Genomic DNA, 18,773 nt, shown 5'->3' with positions numbered 1-18,773 from the left:
CCGTTTCCGAAAGGCCCGGCATGATCGACGCGATCGATCTCGACCTTGGCGGCGCTCCCCAGGACCATCGCGTCGTCGTCGCGATGTCCGGCGGCGTCGATTCGTCGGTCGTCGCCGCGCTGGCGGCGCGCGCCGGCTATGACGTGGTCGGCGTCACGCTGCAGCTTTACGATCACGGCGCGGCCACCCACCGCAAGGGCGCCTGCTGCGCCGGGCAGGACATCATCGATGCCCGCGAGGTGGCCCAGCGCATCGGCATCCCGCATTATGTGCTCGATTACGAGACGCGGTTCCGCGATGCGGTGATCGACCGCTTCGCCGCCAGCTACGCCGCCGGCGAGACGCCGATTCCCTGCGTCGACTGCAATCAGCGCATCAAGTTCGCCGATCTGCTGTCCACCGCGCGCGATCTCGGCGCCGCCGTTCTGGTCACCGGCCACTACGTCTCCACCCGCCGCCTGCCGGACGGCCGGCGCGGCCTGTTCCGCGCCCGCGACGAGGACCGCGACCAGAGCTATTTCCTCTATGCCACCACCCAGACGCAGCTCGATCTGCTGCGCTTCCCGCTTGGCGATCTGAGCAAGGCCGACACCCGCGCCATCGCCCGCGCCATCGGCCTGCCGGTGGCCGAGAAGCACGACAGCCAGGACATCTGCTTCGTGCCGCAGGGCCGCTACAGCGATGTGGTCGAGCGCCTGAAGCCGGAGGCCGCCGAGCCGGGCGACATCGTCCATCTCGATGGCCGCGTGCTCGGCCGCCATGCCGGCATCATGCGCTTCACGGTCGGCCAGCGCCGCGGTCTCGGCCTCGCAGGGGGACTTGCCGCCGGCGAGCCGCTCTATGTGGTGGCGCTCGATGCCGCCCGGCGGCGCGTGGTGGTGGGGCCGCGCGAGGCGCTGGCGGCGCGTCGCATCGTGCTGCGCGAGGTCAATTGGCTGGGCGACGGCACGCTGGAGGCCGCGATGGCCGCCGGGCAGGACGTCCATGTCAAGGTCCGCTCCACCCGCCCGCCGCAGCGGGCGGTCCTGGCGCACGGCCCCGAGGGCGCCGAGGTGCGGCTCGCCGATGGCGAGGAAGGCATCGCCCCGGGCCAGGCCTGCGTCTTCTACGACTCCCCCGGCGGGGGTGCGCGCGTACTCGGCGGCGGCGTGATCTGCCGCACCGAGCTTGCCAAGCCGACTCTGTCTCCCGCCGTCGCTTAACCGATCAACACCGGAACCCGACCCGTGACCATCACCTATGATCTTGCCGGCCAGAAACGGGCCTATGCCAAATGGGCGGCCTTCTATGACCGCTTCTATCTGCAACTGCTCGCCGACTCGCAGACCAAGCTTGCGGCGGCCGCCTCGGCCTGCGGGCCCGACATCCTGGAGGTCGGCGTCGGCACCGGGCTGGTGCTGCGCTACTACCCGCAGACCGCCCGGGTGGTGGGGGTCGACCTGTCCGAGCCGATGCTGCAGAAGGCGATCGAGAAGGTCTCCGGGCAGAAGCTGACGCAGGTGCGCGGGCTTGCCGCCATGGATGCCTGCCGGCTCGGCTTCCCCGACCGCAGCTTCGATGCCGTCGGCTTTCCTTTCGTCATCACGCTTGTTCCCGATCCGGAGGGCGCGCTCGACGAGGCGGCGCGGGTGCTGCGGCCGGGCGGAGAGATCGTCATCGCCTCCAAGCTCGGCGCCGACAGCGGCGTGCAGGCCCAGCTCGAAGCGGCCATCGCGCCGCTGGTGAAGGCGATCGGATGGAGCTCGACCTTCAAATATTCGCGCCTGCAGGCCTGGGCGGCCAAGCGCGGCGACTTCACCGTGTCGCAGCCCGAGAACTGCTTCCCCATCGGCTTCTTCAAGCTGGTAAGGCTGAAGAAGGCGGGCTGAGCCGGCGGGCCTCCGGCCCACCCCTTGAAGCCCCCCCACCCCCGACCCCTCCCCACCATTCACTACGTTCATGGGGGGAGGGGAGAAGAGGCGCCCCTTTTCTCCCCTCCCCCCGCGAGCTTCGCGAGCGGTGGGGAGGGGTCGGGGGTGGGTGGGGGCTCCGCGAAGCGGCGGAACAAACTGCAAACTCCAACCCAGACCTGTCGACCATCATTCCGGTCCAAAGTGTCGACCATCTTCCCGGTTGAACAAGGGAACGTCCCGGCGCCCGTCGTCTGCATCCCGCCTCGCCATCATGCCCGCGGTCCCAATGCCCCAGTACGGCCTGGATCTGGCCCTCTTCAATTTCGTGCCGGTGCTGCTCACCGCTCTGGCCCTCGTCTGCATCGCCCGTCTGGTCCGCGCTCTCGCGCCGTCAAGCGCGCTTATGGCCCTGGCCGGGGCGGCGCTGGTGGTTCTGGCGGGCCTGTGCAAGGCCACCTGGAAGCTGATCCTCGCTTTGGGCGGCCCGGAGTTGCCGTGGCTGGCCAGTGCCCTGTTCCCGCTGATGGCGCCGGGCTTCAGCCTGCTGGCGCTCGCCGTGTGGCGGGCCCAGCGCCGGAGCGCGGCACTGCCCCGGCGGCCCTGGCTCGTGCCGCTCGTGCTGATCGGCCTCGCCTACGGCATCGCCGCCCTGCGCAACTGGGGTCTCGCGGTGGAGCGCGGGTGGTTCCTGCCGCTGCTGGCGCTGGCCAGTGTGGCGAATCTCACGCTCACCGTCCTGCTGCTGCGCGAGACTTGGCGCCGCCGGGCAGTGTGGCTCGCCCCGCTGTTTCTGGTGAATCTGGCCATGGTGTTCGCGCTGCAGCGCATCGCCCGCATCGAGCCCATGACCCTGTCGCTGCACTGGCTGGAGCAGAGCCTCACCGCGCTCGGCGCCGGGGCCTTCGCCCTGGGCGCCTGCCTGCTGTACCGGCGGGCGCGCCGGGAGCCGGCCGGGGCGACAGGGGCGTAATCTGGAGCGTGATCCGATCTGACTGCATCAGATCGGACGCTCTAAGTTTCTGGTTTATCGCATTCTCTTTCGCAAAACCGGTCCCCGCTTCTGCGGAGAATGCTCGAGCGGCTCTTGCCCAGGGCGGCGGCGCGGGCCACAGTGCCGCCGAACCGGGCAGGGCGGCCGGCGGCATCGCGCCGCGACGTGGACGCCGCGCTCTTTCTTTCCCTCTCCCCTTGTGGGAGAGGGTGGCGAGACCAAGCGAAGCGAGATCGAGCCGGGTGAGGGGGCTTCTCACAAGCTGCTCGATATCACCCCTCACCCGCCTCGCGATCTTCGATCGCTCGGCACCCTCTCCCACAAGGGGAGAGGGGAGGGGCCGGCCCGATCGACCGGAACCGAAATCAAACGTGACGTTGGAGCATCGGATGTCGCAGACGGCGAGCGCCCCGGCCTCGGGCCGCATCAACTGGACGAACCTCATCACCGTGGTCAGCGCCGCCATCCTGCTCGGCACAGAAACCGTGGGCGCCGCGCTTGCCTTCGGCTGGGCGATGGCCGGCTGGCTCGGGTTTGGCGATATCGGCACCTGGATCCTGGAGGCCCTCAGCCTGGCGCTCGGCGTCGCCGCCCTGGTCTGGTTCTTCCGCCGCGCCAGCAGCGTCGAGCCGTGGCGGGGATAGGGTCGTCTCGACGGGTCATGCCTGCGGCCTTTGCCGCTGACCCGCCGTCGTCCTGGCCGGGCCTTGTCCCGGCCATCCAGGGCTTTGTCTCCAAAGACATTTTTAGAGCATTCTCCGCAAGAGTGGGTACCGCTTTTGCGGAGAATGCGTTGGAGGCTGGGAACCCTGAAGCGACCGGCCGGAAACGCGGCGAGGCAGACGGCGAGGCGGGATAGAGACGACGAGCGCCGGGACGTTCCGCGCACTCAAAGCCCCCCACCCCCGACCCCTCCCCACCGCTCGCGAAGCTCGCGGGGGGAGGGGAGAAAAGGGGCGCCTCTTCTCCCCTCCCCCCATGAACGCAGTGAATGGTGGGGAGGGGTCGGGGGTGGGAGGCTTCGAGGGGGCGCAGCGAAGCCAGAACCCAGAAATCGGCGTGAACCGGTCTCGGTTTGCCCGCATAACCCGACCCGCCGGCGATGAAAACGCCGCGCCGCCGGGAGCGGCGGGGCAAGGTTGGCCCGGACACGTTCCGGTCAGCGCTGCAGCCTCAGCCCCACCATCATGATGTTCGCCGTGTAGTCGTTGACCGGCTCGTTGGAGTCCAGCGTCTCCTGGCGGACCTCGCCGGTGAGCCACAGCTCGCGCGCCAGCTTGACGCTGGCCTGGGCCCCGACCACGAAGCGGTTGTCGCGGCGGCCGGATTGGCCGTAGTCGTCGAACTCCCAGCCGAGCCGGATTGTGCCGATCAGCCAGCGCCGGAAGGCGTGGTCGATCCGCAGCGCAAGGATGCGCTCCAGCACGCCGGTGGTGTCCTCGAACGACGTCTCGTTGATGGTCGTCACGGCGGTGAAGCGCACGGTGGTCAGCCCGCTCGCCACCCACACCAGCGAGGCATCGACCAGGAGGCCGGAAATGTCGGCCAGCCGCGGGTCGACATAGTTGCGGGCGATCCACCCCAGCGACGCCTCGCCGGTGAGCAGCCGCGACAGCTCGAAGCTCGTTCCGGCCCGGATCTCCATGCCGGTCGAGGCGCGCTGATAGCCGGAGCTGTCGATCTCGTTGGCGAACTCGCGGCTGTCGAACTCGGCGGCCACGAACGGCGTGACGCCGGGCCTGAGCTCGTAGCCGGTGCGCAGCCGCACCGAGGGCTGGTCGTAATTGCGGTCCGAGCGGTCGAGCGTCTCGCCGTTCAGCAGCTCGCCGTTCTCGTAGACGACATGGTCGAGCCCGGCGGCGGCGGCCACATCGAGCCGGTTCCAGCGGTGGGCGAACCCGACGCTGCCGCCGGTGGTGACGATCGGCGGCGGACGCACCACGTCGGTCGGCGCGTCCGGGTTGCCGGCGCTCTCGGTGGTGAGCTGGAAGTGCCCTTCGAGCGCATAGCGAGTACGATCGCTGACATCGATGCGGCCGCGCAGGATGGCATCGACCTCGGGCCGGTTGTTGCCGCTTACAGTGTCGTACTGGGTGTAGGAGCCCCGGATATCGGCAGCGAGCGCATGGCGCGACCAGTCGGACTGCGCGCTCAGGCCCGACGCGAACTGCTGGTACAGAGAGGGCTTGGGATTGGTGTTGGCGGCCAGCGGATTGGTGTCGTAGCCGATGCCGGATTCGAACCACGGCTTGAGCAGGAAGCTGCCGGCGCGGATGCCCAGCGGGTCGAACGGCTCGGTGGGCTCGACCGGCGTATCGCCCCAGGCCTGCAGACGCGCCGCCCGCAACTGGGACGACCGGGCGGTCACCGCGTTGATCGTGTCGTCGAAGGCGCGGCGGTTCAGCTTCGGCTCCGGCCGTACCCGGCCGGCCGGCTGCACGGGACGGGCCGCCTGGGCCGCCCGCTGGGGTTTCCGGCGCGTGCCCTCGGCCACGAAGCCGGTGGTTCCGGCGCCGGACGGCGGCGCAGCAACGGTGTCATCCGGCGCCGCAACGCTTGCCTGGACCGATGGAGTGTCGTCGATCGAGCGCCGCAACGCCACCGTCGCGTGCTCGCGCGCCGCCTGCGCTTCCTGCGCCTGCGGCTGGCCGCAGGCGGCCGCCAGCGCGCCGAGCGCGGCGAAGCAGAGCAGGGTGAAACGGGTGTGCGGCACGAACGGACGGCTCCGGTATGGTTAACAAACCTAAAACCGGTTCGGTTAACGCAACCTTTTCGGGCCCTTCCTGGCGGTGTGGAGAGGGGGCGGGCCGCGTGCTATGCCGGTCCCTGAGATCGGAAGGAGGCGAGTCGGCATGACGGCAGCGGCGACCGGCCAGACGCGCACAGAAAAAAGCGATGTGATTCAGGATCATATCGCTTCCGCCCGGCGCACGATCGACACCGAGTCGGCAGGGCTCGCGGCGCTCGCCCAGGCGCTCGACGGCGCGCTCGGCGCCGCATTCTCGGCGGCGGTGGCGGTGATGCAGGCGGCGGCCGGGCGGGTGATCGTCACCGGCATGGGCAAGAGCGGCCATGTCGGCCGCAAGATCGCCTCGACCCTCGCCTCGACCGGCACGCCGGCGCATTTCGTCCATCCGGGCGAGGCCAGCCACGGCGATCTCGGCATGATCGGCCGCGACGACGTCATTCTGGGCCTGTCCTGGTCGGGCGAGACCACCGAATTGCGCGATCTGGTGAATTATTCGCGCCGGTTTCGTGTGCCGCTGGTGGCGATTACCTCCAATCCCGCCAGCACGCTCGGCCTCGCCGCCGATGTGGCGCTGGTGCTGCCCAAGGTCACCGAGGCCTGCCCGATGGGGCTGGCGCCCACCACCTCGACGCTGCTGCAGTTGGCGCTCGGCGACGCGCTGGCGGTGGCGCTGCTGGAGGCGCGCGGCTTCACCCCGCTCGATTTCAAGGTGTTCCACCCCGGCGGCAAGCTCGGCGCCAATCTGCGGTTCGTGCGCGACCTGATGCACGCAGGTTCCGAGATACCGTTAATCGCGCTGGGGACGCCGATGTCCGAGGCGATCGTCACCATGTCGGCCAAGGGCTTCGGCTGCGTCGGCGTCGTCGGCGCGGATGGCCGGCTGGTGGGCATCGTCACCGACGGCGACCTGCGCCGCAACATGGCGGCGGACCTGATGGTGCGGCCGGTCGATCAGGTGATGACCCGCTCGCCCAAGACCGCGCGCCCCGACCAGCTCGCCTCCGAGGCGCTGGAGCTGATGGAGGCCAAGAAGATCACCGCGCTGTTCGCGGTGACCGACGGCCGCCCGGAGGGCATCCTGCACCTGCACGACATCCTGCGCTCCGGGTTGACGTAAGGGAATGCTGGCGCGCAGGTCGATCGCTTCCCTCCATCGTCGGGGAGGGAAGGCGCCTCATCACCCCGCCGCCGCCTCCACATGCAGCAGGCCGCCATCGGCGCGGGTGATGCGCACCTTGGCGCCGGCCGGCAGGTCGGGGCCCGAGAGGCGCCAGATGCTGTCGTCGATGCGCACCCGGCCCGATCCGCGCACGATCGCCTCCTCCAGCACGAACTCGCGGCCGACATAGCTCGCCGCCCGGCGGTTGAGGAACGGATTGTCGGCGGGGGCTTCCGTCGAGCGCTTGGCGAGCCGCAGCCACACCACCAGCGCCACCACCGCCACCACCGCGAACACGATGAACTCGGCCTGCCAGGAAAGCCCGAAGGCGAGCGTGATCAGGCCGGTGGCGATGGCGGCGGCGCCAAGCCACAGCATGAAGAAGCCCGGCATCGCCACCTCGACGCCGAGCAGAACCAGGCCGAGGATGAACCAACTCCAGACGCCGAGAGCGGAGAGGGCGGACATCGCGGCCTCACCCGATCGGGCCGACCATCGGGCCGCCGCTGCTGCCGCCGCTGGTGGCCGGACCGGTCGGCCGTGTCGGCTTGCGCGCCTCCTTGGCGGCTTCGGCCGACTTGAACAGTTCCGACACCCCGGCGAGCGAGCCAAGAATGGCGGTGGCCTCGACCGGCAGCACCAGCACGCGCTGGTTCGGCGCCGAGGCGATCGACTCCAAGGCCTTCACGTACTTGTCGGCGATGAAGTAGTTCAGCGCATTGAGGTCGCCCTGGGCCACGGCGTCCGACACCATCTTGGTCGCCACCGCCTCGGCCTCGGCGAGGCGCTCGCGCGCCTCGGCGTCGCGGAACGCGGCCTCGCGCCGGCCCTCGGCCTCCAGGATCTGCGACTGCTTCGCCCCTTCGGCCCGCAGGATCTCCGACTGGCGGTGGCCCTCGGCCTCCAGCACCAGCGCGCGCTTCTCGCGCTCGGCTTTCATCTGGCGGGCCATCGCATGCACCAGGTCGGCCGGCGGCACGATGTCCTTGATCTCGATGCGGTTGACCTTGACGCCCCAGTTCGCCGCCGCTGCATCCACCACCCGGAGCAGCCGCTCATTGATCTCGTCGCGGTGCGACAGCAGCTGGTCGAGGTCCATCGAGCCCATCACCGTGCGGATGTTGGTGGTGGTGAGGTTGAGGATGGCATGGGTGAGGTTGGTGACCTCGTAGCTCGACCGCGCCGCGTCGAACACCTGGTAGAACGCCACGCCGTCGACGGTGACGGTGGCATTGTCCTTGGTGATGACCTCCTGGGAGGGCACGTCCATCACCTGCTCCATCATGTTCACCTTGGAGCCGATGCGGTCGATGAACGGCACGATCAGATTGAGGCCGGGCATCAGCGTGCGCGTGTACTTGTTGAAGCGGACCACGGTCCACTCATAGCCTTGCGGCACCGTCTTCACCCCGGCGAACAGCGTCAGGATGATGAGCAGGACGAAGATCAGGACGAAGAGATCGAAGCCGGAGAGCATGGGCATGGGCTGATCCTGGTGAGCGGTGCGCAATCTTGGCGGGGGCAGGGGACGCCGGCAAGGCGGAACGGCAGCAGCCGAAGGATGCCGCCGTTCCGGATATTGCCGACCGTGTGCTGTCGACCAGCTTGGCCCGGAGGTTCAATCCGTCAGCAGCGCCGCCAGCTCGTGGCGGAAGGCCGGGGCGATGTCGTCGCGCGCCAGCGCATAGGCGACGTTGGCCACCAGGAAGCCGACCTTGGAGCCGCAGTCATAGATACGGCCATCGAAGGTGTAGGCGTAGAAGGGCTGCGTCTCGGACAGCTTGATCATCGCGTCGGTAAGCTGGATCTCACCGCCGGCGCCGCGGCTCTGCTTGGCCAGGAGATCGAAGATTTCCGCGCTCAGGATGTAGCGGCCGGAAATGGCCAGGTTGGAGGGCGCGGTGCCGGCCGGCGGTTTCTCGATCATCTTGGTGATCTTGGCGACGCGGCCGCTCCCCGCCTCGATGCCGACGATGCCGTATTGGTGGGCCTGGCTCTGCGGCACCTCATAGACCGCGACGTAATTGCCGGGCTGCTTCCTGTAGGCATCGATCATGCCCTTGAGGCACGGCACGCGGCCGTGGTGGAGCATGTCCGGCAGCAGCAGCGCGAACGGCTCCTTGCCGACCAGCTCGCGCGCGCACCACACGGCGTGGCCAAGGCCGAGCGGGCTCTGCTGGCGGGTGAAGCTGGTGGCGCCGGGGCCCGGCTGGTCGCGCGACAGCGCGTCGAGTTCGCCGCGCTTGCCGCGGTCGGAAAGCGTCTCCTCCAGCTCGAACTGGCGGTCGAAATGGTCCTCGATCACGCCCTTGTTACGGCCGGTGACGAATATGAGATGCTCGACGCCCGCCTCGCGGGCCTCGTCGACGACGTGCTGGATCACCGGCCGGTCGACGACGGTCAGCATCTCCTTGGGCATCGCCTTGGTCGCAGGGAGAAAGCGGGTGCCGAGGCCCGCGACCGGGAACACGGCCTTGCGAATCGGAAGGGTCATGATGGACGCGACGGGCGGAAGGACGAACGGCTCGCAGTGGCGCCCTGACCGTCGCGAGCAGCGGCATCTTCAGGCAAATATGGGAAAAATGGTGACGCGCGCTCGAATATGGCGATGGTTCAACCGGTATTTCTGCCGCACGAGCTGAATCAAGTCCTGACGGAATGCCTCGGATGACCGTTAGGGAGACCGCCGGGTGAGGGCAGGGCGTCGCGATGATGCTCTTAACGAAGCGTTCATCACAATACCGCCAGCTTCGGAGGCTCATGTATCCCGAAGCTGGGGGGTTCCATGCGCTCGACTGTCCGTCTCGCCGCGCTTGCGGCTGCCGTCCTGTGGTGTGCGCCGGCCACGGCTCAGGTCGTCGGCAGCGTGACGCCTAGCCATCCCCTGATGACGCCGCAGGCCCTGGCCGAGGCGGAGGCTAATTTCGGCGAGTGCCTCGCCGGTCTGTGGCCGCAGGCGCAGCGCAAGGGCATTTCTCGCGCCACCTACGAGTGGGTGATGCGGTCGGTCCAGCCCGACATGAGCCTGTTCAAGCTCATGGATGGCCAGCCGGAATTCGAGCGGCCGATCTGGTGGTACGTCGACACGCTGGTCACCGAATCCCGCATCCGCCAGGGCCGTGAGATGCTGGCGCTCCACAAGGCGACCTTCGATGCCATCGAGCAGCAGTGGGGCGTGGATCGCTACCTGATCACCGCGATCTGGGGAATCGAGTCGAATTTCGGCACCCGCGAGGGCATGGGCAGCCGCGACGTGGTGCGCTCGACCGCCTCGCTCGCCTGCATCGGCCGCCGGCAGGCCTATTTCCGTGACGAGTTCCTGGCGGCCGTGGCCATCCTGCAGCGCGGCGACGTGCCGCTGGAGCACATGCGCGGCTCCTGGGCCGGCGCGTTCGGCATGACCCAGTTCATGCCCACCGGCTATCTGCGCTACGCGGTCGATTTCGACGGCGACGGCCACGCCAATCTGGTCGATTCCGTGCCGGATGCGCTGGCCTCGACCGCCAACCGCTTCCGGGCCGAGAAATGGGTGACCGGCCAGACCTGGGGCTACGAGGTCGAGCTTCCGGCCGGGTTCAATTTCCTGCTCGCCGACCGCTCGCGGCGCATGAGCCTTGCCGAGTGGAGCCGCCTCGGCGTGCGGCGGGTCGCGGGCCAGATGTTCCCGCGTCCCGGCGATCAGGCCTATCTGCTGCTGCCGGCCGGCGCACAGGGGCCGGCCTTCCTGATGCTGGAGAATTTCCGCGTCATCATGCGCTACAACCCCGCCGAAGCCTACGCGCTGGCGATCGGCCATCTGGCCGACCGCATGCGCGGCGGCGGGCCGTTCGTGCAGCCTTGGCCGCGGGGGGCTCAGCTTCTGTCGCGCACCGAGCGTTTCGAGCTGCAGGAATTGCTGCTGGGGTATGGCTATGACATCGGCCAGCCGGACGGCAAGATCGGCGGCAAGACGCGCGAGGCGCTGCGTCAGGTGCAGGCCCAGCTTGGGCTGGTGCCGGACGGTTTCCCCACCGCCGAGGTGCTGGCCCACATCAAGCGGTGAGGCCGGCGGCACGCGGTCTTGAACGACGGCCTTGAAATGGTCGGCAAGAACCGACACGACTGATGTGGCGCGCGGTCCGTGGGGCCGCCCGCCGTCAGGCCGTTCGGGAGGTCGTCATGGTGCGAGGCCGCATCGCCGTCTTGGTCGCTTGGGGCTTGGTCGCCTGTGGTTTGACCGCCTGGGGCCTGACCGCCCTGGTTCTGGCGGCAACGCCGCTCGCCGCCCAGGAGCGCGACGACCGCTACTTCACCCTTCGGGACCCGTTCCGCACCGAGCGGAGCTACGTGCCGCGCATGCGCTGGTCGCCGCCGACGAACCTCGATGCGCCGGCCCGGCAGTCCAAGCCGCTCGAGCCGCCCAGCACCGAGCCGCAGGGCACCGCCTATGCGTCGGCCACGGAAGCGGACGAGGCCCGAACCAGCCCGGCCCTCGAATACATCGCCGTGTTCGGCGACTCGCTGGCCGAGCCGCTGGCCAAGGGGCTCGCCGACTCGTTCGTCCAGGACCTTCCCGAGGTCGCCGTTCTCAACAAGGCGCGGCCGGACACCAGCCTGATCCGCAAGGATCCGGCCGACTGGATCGCGGCTGCCCAGGAGATGCTGGCCTCCGACAAGGTCACCGTCGGCGTGGTGGTGATCGGTATCAACGAACGTCAGGCGGCGCAGGACGAGACCGGCGCCACCTTCGAGCCGCGTTCCGAGCGCTGGGTTCAGGCCTATACTCGCCGCGTCGATGACCTGATGGCACTGTTCAAGGCGAAGAACATCCCGCTGTTCTGGGTCGGCCTGCCGGCGATGAAGAGCGGGCGGCTGTCGCAGGACATGCAGTTCTACAACGAGATCATTCGCGAGCGCGCGGCGCGTGCCGGCGTGCCGTTTGTCGATGTGTGGGACGGCTTTGTCGACGAGCAGGGGCAGTTCGTCACTTCGGGGCCGGCGCTCGACGGCCAGAAGCGCCGCCTGCGCAACTCGGACGGCATCCATTTCACCCGAGCCGGCGGCCGCAAGCTCGCCCATTTCGTCGAGCGCGACATCCGCCTGCTGCTGGACCAGCGCATTCCCCGCGCGCCGGCCGAGACCAACGAGCAGACGCCGCCGCCTGCCGCGCCCTCACCCGACGTACCGGCAACCGCCGTCACGCCGCAGGTGCCGCAGCCGCAGCCGCTGGCCCGCCCGGTCGCCGGGCCGGTGGTGCCGCTGGTCGGTGCCACCGGCCCGTCCGGTCCGCTGGCCGGGGCGACGCCGGCCCGCTCGATGCAGAGCAGTGATCCGATCGTGACGCAGGTGCTGGTGCGCGGCGAAACCCCGCCGCCGGTAGCCGGGCGCGCCGACGACTTCGTCTGGCCGGGCGCCACCGCGACACCTGCTGCCGCGACACCAACCACCGCGACGCCCGCCGCCGCAACGCCGGCCGAGCCGGGCAAGGCGACGCCGTAATACGAAAGCCGGCCCGTGGGGCCGGCTTTCGTCGTCCTGTTGCCGGAAAATCCAGTTCCAATCAGCGGTTTCCGCCGAGACCGCTTCCGGTGTCCCGAAGGGGGCAGCCGGAAGCCGTCTGACGCGCCGCCGGCTGCCTCAGCGCGGCAGCGTCGTCGTGCCCATCAGGAACTGGTCCACCGAATGGGCGCACTGGCGACCTTCGCGGATCGCCCACACCACCAGCGACTGGCCGCGGCGCATGTCGCCGCAGGCGAACACCTTGTCGATGCTCGCGCGATAGTCGTTGGTGTCGGCCTGCACATTGCCGCGCTTGTCGATCGCGACGCCGAGCCATTCCAGCAGGCCCTCATGGAGCGGCGACACGAAGCCCATCGCCAGCAGCACGAGGTCGGCCCGCAGCTCGAATTCGCTGCCGGCGATCGGCTGCATCCGGTCGTCCAGCCGCACGCAGTGCAGCTTCTCGACCTGGCCGTTCTTGGAACCGGTGAACTTGGTGGTCATCACCGAGAACTCGCGCTCGGCGCCTTCCTCGTGGCTGGAGGAGGTGCGCAGCTTGAGCGGCCAGTTGGGCCACGTCAGCAGCTTGTTCTCCTTCTCCGGCGGCCGCGGCATGATCTCGAGCTGAACCACCGACAGCGCGCCCTGGCGCACCGAGGTGCCGATGCAGTCCGACCCGGTGTCGCCGCCGCCGATCACCACCACATGCTTGCCGCCGGCCAGGATGGGCGGCGCACTGTTGGTCGGCATCGGCTCCTTGCTGACGCGGCGATTCTGCTGCGGCAGGAAGTCCATCGCGAAATGGATGCCGGCGAGATCGCGGCCGGGGATCGGCAGGTCGCGCGACTTCTCGGCGCCACCGGCGAGCACCAGCGCGTGGTGGCGGCCCATCAACTGGCTGGGCGGCACGCTGACGCCGACCTCGCAATTGTAATGGAACACCACGCCTTCCGCCTCCATCTGGGCGACGCGGCGGTCGATGAGGTGCTTCTCCATCTTGAAGTCGGGGATGCCGTAGCGCAGCAGGCCGCCGGCCTTGCCCCAACGCTCATAGACGTGGACCTCGTGTCCGGCGCGGGCGAGCTGCTGGGCGCAAGCGAGGCCCGCCGGCCCGGCGCCGATGATGCCGACGCTCTTGCCGGTCCTGGTCGAGGCCGGCTCGGGCACGATCCAGCCTTCCTGCCAGCCGCGGTCGACGATCGCGCACTCGATGGTCTTGATCGTCACCGGCGTGTCGGTGAGGTTGAGCGTGCACGCCGCCTCGCAGGGCGCCGGGCAGACGCGGCCGGTGAACTCCGGAAAATTGTTGGTGGAGTGCAGGTTGCGCAGCGCCTCGCGCCATTCCTCCTTGTAGACGAGGTCGTTCCAGTCCGGGATCTGGTTGTTCACCGGACAGCCGGAATGGCAGAACGGAATGCCGCAGTTCATGCAGCGCGCCGCCTGATCGCGCGTCGCCTCTTCCGACAGCGGGATCACGAACTCATGGAAATGGCGGATGCGGTCGCTGGCCGGCGCATAGCGCCGGTCCTGACGGTCGATCTCCAGGAAGCCGGTAACCTTGCCCATCTCGTCAGCTCCCGGCGGCCGCGAGCCGCGGCGCCTCCAACTCGCGCGCCTTGAGTTCTTCGAGCGCGCGGCGGTACTCGACCGGCATCACCTTCCTGAACTTCGGCAGCATTTCGGCCCAATTGGCGAGGATTGCTTCCGCACGCGCCGAGCCGGTGTAGCGCGCGTGGTTGGCGATGAGCTGGTAGAGGCGCTCGGCATCGAAGCGCGTCATGTCGCTCATCACGTCGACCCGTCCGTGGGCCGTGAGGTCGCCGCCGGACTGGTGATAGTGGCGGGCAATCATCTCCTCCTCGTCGCGCACGGGTTCGAGCTCGACCATGGAGAGATTGCAGCGGGTGGCGAACGAACTGTCCTCATCGAGCACATAGGCGATGCCGCCCGACATGCCGGCCGCGAAGTTGCGGCCGGTGCGGCCGAGCACCACCACCACGCCGCCGGTCATGTATTCGCAGCAGTGGTCGCCCGCGCCCTCGACGACGGCGACCGCGCCGGAGTTGCGCACCGCGAAACGCTCGCCAGCGACGCCGCGGAAGTAGCACTCGCCCTCGATGGCGCCGTACAGCACGGTGTTGCCGACGATGATCGACTCCTCCGGTGTCAGCAGCTTCGCCTTGCGGGCCGGATAGACCACGATGCGGCCGCCCGACAGGCCCTTGCCGACATAGTCGTTGGCCTCGCCCTCCAGCTCCAGCGTCACGCCGTGGGCGAGGAAGGCGCCGAAGCTCTGGCCGGCGGTGCCGGTGAGCTTGATCTGGATGGTGTCGGCCGGCAGGCCGGCGTGGCCGTAGCGCTTGGCGACCTCGCCCGACAGCATGGCGCCGACCGAACGGTCGGTGTTCCGGACGGCGAGGTCGATCTTCACCGGCGCGCCGCGGTCGAGCGCCGCCTGCGCGTGGATGATCAGCTCGCGGTCGAGCACGTTGCCGAGCTTGTGGTCCTGCTTCTCGCAGTTGTGGATCGCAGCGTCGCTGCCGGTTTCCGGTTTGTGGAACAGCTTCGAGAAGTCGAGGCCCTTGGCCTTGGCGTGCTCGATCACCGCACGGCGGTCGAGCATCTGCATCTGGCCGACCATCTCGCTGAAGGTGCGGTAGCCGAGGCCCGCCATCAGCTCGCGCACTTCCTCGGCGACGAAGAAGAAGTAGTTGATGACGTGCTCGGGCGTGCCGCGGAAGCGCTTGCGCAGCACCGGATCCTGCGTCGCGACGCCGACCGGGCAGGTGTTGAGGTGGCACTTGCGCATCATGATGCAGCCGGCGGCGATCAGCGGCGCGGTGGCGAAGCCGAACTCGTCGGCGCCGAGCAGGGCGCCCACCACCACGTCGCGGCCGGTGCGCAGGCCGCCATCGACCTGCACCGCGATGCGGCCGCGCAGCCGGTTCATCACCAGCGTCTGGTGGGTCTCGGCAAGGCCGATCTCCCAGGGCGAGCCTGCGTGCTTGATCGAGGTCAGCGGCGAGGCGCCGGTGCCGCCTTCATAGCCCGAGATCGTGACGTGATCGGCGCGCGCCTTGGAGACGCCCGCGGCGACCGTGCCGACGCCGACCTCGGACACCAGCTTCACCGAGATGTCGGCGGCCGGGTTGGTGTTCTTCAGGTCGAAGATCAGCTGCGCCAGATCCTCGATCGAATAGATGTCGTGGTGCGGCGGCGGCGAGATCAGGCCGACGCCGGGGGTCGAGTGGCGCACCTTGGCGATCACCGCGTCGACCTTGTGGCCGGGCAGCTGCCCGCCTTCGCCGGGCTTGGCGCCCTGCGCCATCTTGATCTGGATCATGTCGGCGTTGACGAGGTACTCCGTCGTCACGCCGAAGCGGCCGGACGCCACCTGCTTGATCGCCGAGCGCATGGTGTCGCCGTTCGGCAGCGGCTTGAAGCGGTCGGGCTCCTCGCCACCCTCGCCGGTGTTCGACTTGCCGCCGATGCGGTTCATGGCGATGGCGAGCGTGGTGTGCGCCTCGCGCGAGATCGAGCCGTAGGACATCGCGCCGGTGGCGAAGCGCTTGACGATCTCGCTCGCCGGCTCGACCTCCTCAATCGGCACCGGACGGCGGCCGACCTCCTCGGCGCCGCGGATGCGAAACAGGCCGCGGATGGTGAGCAGCTGCTCGTTCTGCTCGTTGATCGCCTTGGCGAACGCCTTGTACTTGTCCTGAGCGTTGCCGCGCACCGCGTGCTGCAGCAGCGAGATGGTCTCGGCCGTCCACACATGCGCCTCGCCGCGGGTGCGGAAGGCGTACTCGCCGCCGACCTCGAGCGCGCCCTTCAGCACCGGGTCCTCGCTGAAGGCGCGGCAGTGGCGGCGCACCGTCTCGTCGGCGACCTCGGGGAGGCCGACGCCCTCGATGCGGGTGGCGGTGCCGGTGAAGTATTTGTCGACGAACTCGGAGCGCAGTCCGACGGCGTCGAAGATCTGGGCGCCGCAATAGGACTGGTAGGTCGAGATGCCCATCTTGGACATCACCTTGAGCAGGCCCTTGTCGATCGACTTGATGTAGCGCTTGACGATCTCCTTGTCGGACAGTTCCTCGGGGAACTTGTCCTTCATCGAGATCAGGGTGTCGAAGGCAAGATACGGGTTGATCGCCTCGGCGCCATAGCCGGCGAGGCAGGCGAAGTGATGCACCTCGCGCGGCTCGCCGCTCTCGACCACGAGGCCGACCGAGGTCCGCAGCCCCTTGCGGATCAGGTGATGGTGCACCGCCGCGGTGGCGAGCAGCGAGGGGATCGGGATGCGGTCCGCCCCGGTCTGGCGGTCCGACAGGATGACGATGTTGTAGCCGCCATGCACGGCAGCCTCGACGCGGTCGCACAGCCGCTCCAGCGCATCGTCCATGCCCGCCGCGCCCTTCTCGGCCGGGTAGGTGATGTCGATGGTCTTGGTGTCGAACTTGTCCTCGAGGAAGCCGATGCAGCGGATCTTCTCGAGATCCTCATTGGTCAGGATCGGCTGGCGAACCTCCAGCCGCTTGCGGCGCGAGGAGCCTTCGAGGTCGAAGATGTTCGGCCGCGGCCCGATGAACGAGACGAGGCTCATCACCAGCTCCTCGCGGATCGGGTCGATCGGCGGGTTGGTGACCTGGGCGAAGTTCTGCTTGAAATAGGTGAACAGCGGCTTCGGGCAGTCGGACAGCGCCGAGATCGGCGTGTCGTTGCCCATCGAGCCCACCGCCTCCTGGCCGGTGACGGCCATCGGCTCCATCAGGATCTGCAGGTCTTCCTGAGTGTAGCCGAATGCCTGCTGGCGATCGAGCAGCGACACGTCGGCGCGCTGGTCGCGCAGCTGCACCGGCTTCAGATCCTCCAGCACGATCTGGGTGCGCGACAGCCACTCCGGATAGGGATTGGCGGTCGAAAGGCGGCTCTTGATCTCGTCGTCGGCGACGATGCGGCCCTCGTCCAGGTCGACCAGCAGCATCTTGCCCGGCTGCAGCCGCCACTTCTGGACGATGATCTCCTCCGGCACCGGCAGCACGCCGGATTCGGAGGCCATGATGATGCGGTCGTCGCTGGTGACCAGGAAGCGGGCAGGGCGCAGGCCGTTGCGGTCGAGCGTGGCGCCGATCATCCGGCCGTCGGTGAAGGCCACCGCCGCCGGGCCGTCCCACGGCTCCATCAGCGCCGCGTGATACTCGTAGAAGGCGCGGCGCTCCTCGTTCATCAGCGGGTTGCCGGCCCACGCCTCGGGGATCAGCATCATCATGGCGTGCGGCAGCGAGTAGCCGCCCATCACCAGGAATTCGAGCGCGTTGTCGAAGCAGGCGGTGTCCGACTGTCCCTCATAGGAGATCGGCCACAGCTTGGAGATGTCGTTGCCGAACAGCTCGGAATCGACCGAGGCTTGGCGCGCCGCCATCCAGTTCACGTTGCCGCGCAGCGTGTTGATCTCGCCATTGTGGGCGATCATTCGATAGGGATGGGCGAGCGACCACGCCGGGAAGGTGTTGGTCGAGAAGCGCTGATGCACCAGCGCCAGCGCCGATTCCATGTCCGGATCGTGCAGGTCCGGATAATAGGCGCCGAGCTGGTCGGCCAGGAACATACCCTTGTAGACGATGGTGCGGCAGGACAGCGACACCGGGTAGTAGCCCTCGGTGCTGGGGTCCCCCATGCCGTAGATCGCGTTCGACACCACCTTGCGGGCGACGAACAGCCGCCGCTCGAAATCGTCCTCGGAGGCGATGTCCTTCGGCCGGCCGATGAACAGCTGCGCGTGGAATGGCTCGGTCGGCTTGACGCTCTCGCCGAGGCAGCGGTTGTCGGTCGGCACGTCGCGCCAGCCGAGCAGGGTCATGCCCTCGTCGGTGAGCACGCGGGCGAAGATCTCCTGCACCTTGGCGCGGCCCGCCGGGTCCACCGGCAGGAAGATGTAGCCAACCGCATAATGGCCCGGCTCGGGCAGATCGATACCGATCTCGGCCGCCGTCTTGCGGAAGAACTTGTCCGGCATCTGGATCAGGATGCCGGCGCCGTCACCGGCGCGCGGGTCGGCGCCGACCGCGCCGCGATGCTCAAGATTGACCAGGATCTTCAGGGCGTCCTGAACGATCTGGTGAGACTTCTGGCCCTTGATATTGGCGATGAAGCCAACGCCGCAGGCATCGCGCTCATGGGCCGGATCATAGAGGCCCGCCGCCTTCGGCAGGCCGGGATCGCGCACCACGAGCGGCGTTTTCCCGGCGTCGCGTCCGAGATCGCTCTGCCGCTCAAGATCGCTCCGCATCTGGTGCGCGCCCATGGTTCATCCTCGCTCGCGTCGTCAGCCGACGCATTCTGCCTCGCCCGAGAGCGAGGCGCCGTTCGGTTTTCGGTGACCGCGGCAAGCCGGCGGCCGCCCGATCATCTTCGGCGGAAAGCCGGTTCACCGATGCCGCCCGCGTTGCCACGTTGGGGGCGGTCGTGATGGGACAGCAGGGCTGTCCTATATCGGCGGGCGAA

The 18,773-nt window shown here is 68.7% G+C and carries 13 protein-coding genes; 7 read left to right on the top strand and 6 right to left on the bottom strand.

What is annotated here, in order from left to right; genetic code table 11:
* Positions 1–20 precede the first annotated feature (20 nt).
* The 4 genes from mnmA to BLTE_RS11180 all read left to right on the top strand — a co-directional run bounded on the left by mnmA (position 21) and on the right by BLTE_RS11180 (position 3,527).
* Positions 21–1,202 carry a tRNA 2-thiouridine(34) synthase MnmA gene (gene mnmA / locus BLTE_RS11195; protein ID WP_126400567.1) on the top strand — a complete coding sequence of 394 codons (1,182 nt, stop codon included), beginning with the start codon at positions 21–23 and terminating at the stop codon, positions 1,200–1,202.
* Positions 1,203–1,226: 24 nt separating this feature from the next.
* A complete protein-coding gene (locus BLTE_RS11190; protein WP_126400565.1) occupies positions 1,227–1,868 on the top strand; it encodes a class I SAM-dependent methyltransferase in 642 nt (213 codons plus the stop codon).
* 310 nt (positions 1,869–2,178) lie between these two features.
* Positions 2,179–2,862, top strand: coding sequence for a hypothetical protein (locus BLTE_RS11185; RefSeq protein ID WP_126400562.1), 684 nt, complete (start codon positions 2,179–2,181; stop codon positions 2,860–2,862).
* A gap of 410 nt (positions 2,863–3,272) precedes the next feature.
* The gene (locus tag BLTE_RS11180) at positions 3,273–3,527 is read left to right on the top strand and encodes a hypothetical protein (protein ID WP_126400560.1); all 255 of its coding nucleotides are present in this window, start codon (positions 3,273–3,275) and stop codon (positions 3,525–3,527) included.
* A gap of 515 nt (positions 3,528–4,042) precedes the next feature.
* Here the strand turns inward: BLTE_RS11180 and BLTE_RS11175 are convergent.
* Positions 4,043–5,596, bottom strand: a complete 1,554-nt coding sequence (locus BLTE_RS11175; RefSeq protein WP_126400557.1) for an outer membrane beta-barrel protein — start codon at positions 5,594–5,596, stop codon at positions 4,043–4,045.
* A 139-nt stretch (positions 5,597–5,735) separates the two neighbouring features.
* Between BLTE_RS11175 and BLTE_RS11170 the strand changes: the two genes are divergently transcribed.
* Positions 5,736–6,749 (top strand): KpsF/GutQ family sugar-phosphate isomerase, encoded by a 1,014-nt coding sequence (locus tag BLTE_RS11170; RefSeq protein ID WP_126400554.1) that lies wholly within the window; start codon positions 5,736–5,738, stop codon positions 6,747–6,749.
* 60 nt (positions 6,750–6,809) lie between these two features.
* Here BLTE_RS11170 and BLTE_RS11165 read toward each other — a convergent pair whose 3' ends face one another.
* The 3 genes from BLTE_RS11165 to galU all read right to left on the bottom strand — a co-directional run bounded on the left by BLTE_RS11165 (position 6,810) and on the right by galU (position 9,285).
* Positions 6,810–7,259: an NfeD family protein gene (locus BLTE_RS11165; RefSeq protein ID WP_126400551.1), complete on the bottom strand. Its 450-nt coding sequence runs from the start codon at positions 7,257–7,259 to the stop codon at positions 6,810–6,812.
* A 7-nt stretch (positions 7,260–7,266) separates the two neighbouring features.
* Complete coding sequence (locus tag BLTE_RS11160; RefSeq protein WP_126402163.1) at positions 7,267–8,268, bottom strand: SPFH domain-containing protein; 1,002 nt, start codon at positions 8,266–8,268, stop codon at positions 7,267–7,269.
* 141 nt (positions 8,269–8,409) lie between these two features.
* Complete coding sequence (gene galU / locus BLTE_RS11155) at positions 8,410–9,285, bottom strand: UTP--glucose-1-phosphate uridylyltransferase GalU (RefSeq protein WP_126400548.1); 876 nt, start codon at positions 9,283–9,285, stop codon at positions 8,410–8,412.
* A gap of 291 nt (positions 9,286–9,576) precedes the next feature.
* Between galU and BLTE_RS11150 the strand changes: the two genes are divergently transcribed.
* Both BLTE_RS11150 and BLTE_RS18695 read left to right on the top strand, forming a co-directional pair.
* Positions 9,577–10,833 carry a lytic murein transglycosylase gene (locus BLTE_RS11150; protein ID WP_126400545.1) on the top strand — a complete coding sequence of 419 codons (1,257 nt, stop codon included), beginning with the start codon at positions 9,577–9,579 and terminating at the stop codon, positions 10,831–10,833.
* 116 nt (positions 10,834–10,949) lie between these two features.
* Positions 10,950–12,269 carry an SGNH/GDSL hydrolase family protein gene (locus tag BLTE_RS18695; protein WP_160140592.1) on the top strand — a complete coding sequence of 440 codons (1,320 nt, stop codon included), beginning with the start codon at positions 10,950–10,952 and terminating at the stop codon, positions 12,267–12,269.
* Positions 12,270–12,407: 138 nt separating this feature from the next.
* On the opposite strand, the gene BLTE_RS11140 is transcribed toward BLTE_RS18695, so the two are convergent.
* Both BLTE_RS11140 and gltB read right to left on the bottom strand, forming a co-directional pair.
* Positions 12,408–13,835, bottom strand: a complete 1,428-nt coding sequence (locus BLTE_RS11140) for a glutamate synthase subunit beta (protein WP_126400542.1) — start codon at positions 13,833–13,835, stop codon at positions 12,408–12,410.
* 4 nt (positions 13,836–13,839) lie between these two features.
* A complete protein-coding gene (gltB, locus tag BLTE_RS11135) occupies positions 13,840–18,558 on the bottom strand; it encodes a glutamate synthase large subunit (protein ID WP_126402161.1) in 4,719 nt (1,572 codons plus the stop codon).
* Positions 18,559–18,773 lie beyond the last annotated feature (215 nt).

Source organism: Blastochloris tepida (assembly GCF_003966715.1).
Classification (GTDB): Bacteria; Pseudomonadota; Alphaproteobacteria; order Rhizobiales; family Xanthobacteraceae; genus Blastochloris; species Blastochloris tepida.
This window is presented reverse-complemented; position numbering and strand designations above follow the sequence as displayed.

Coding starts and splice junctions, on each gene's coding strand:
- BLTE_RS11180 (WP_126400560.1), top strand. CDS start 3,273: ATGTCGCAGACGGCGAGCGCCCCGGCCTCGGGCCGCATCAACTGGACG.
- BLTE_RS18695 (WP_160140592.1), top strand. CDS start 10,950: ATGGTGCGAGGCCGCATCGCCGTCTTGGTCGCTTGGGGCTTGGTCGCC.
- BLTE_RS11160 (WP_126402163.1), bottom strand. CDS start 8,268: ATGCTCTCCGGCTTCGATCTCTTCGTCCTGATCTTCGTCCTGCTCATC.
- BLTE_RS11170 (WP_126400554.1), top strand. CDS start 5,736: ATGACGGCAGCGGCGACCGGCCAGACGCGCACAGAAAAAAGCGATGTG.
- BLTE_RS11165 (WP_126400551.1), bottom strand. CDS start 7,259: ATGTCCGCCCTCTCCGCTCTCGGCGTCTGGAGTTGGTTCATCCTCGGC.
- BLTE_RS11185 (WP_126400562.1), top strand. CDS start 2,179: ATGCCCCAGTACGGCCTGGATCTGGCCCTCTTCAATTTCGTGCCGGTG.
- gltB (WP_126402161.1), bottom strand. CDS start 18,558: ATGCGGAGCGATCTTGAGCGGCAGAGCGATCTCGGACGCGACGCCGGG.
- BLTE_RS11150 (WP_126400545.1), top strand. CDS start 9,577: ATGCGCTCGACTGTCCGTCTCGCCGCGCTTGCGGCTGCCGTCCTGTGG.
- galU (WP_126400548.1), bottom strand. CDS start 9,285: ATGACCCTTCCGATTCGCAAGGCCGTGTTCCCGGTCGCGGGCCTCGGC.
- BLTE_RS11140 (WP_126400542.1), bottom strand. CDS start 13,835: ATGGGCAAGGTTACCGGCTTCCTGGAGATCGACCGTCAGGACCGGCGC.
- mnmA (WP_126400567.1), top strand. CDS start 21: ATGATCGACGCGATCGATCTCGACCTTGGCGGCGCTCCCCAGGACCAT.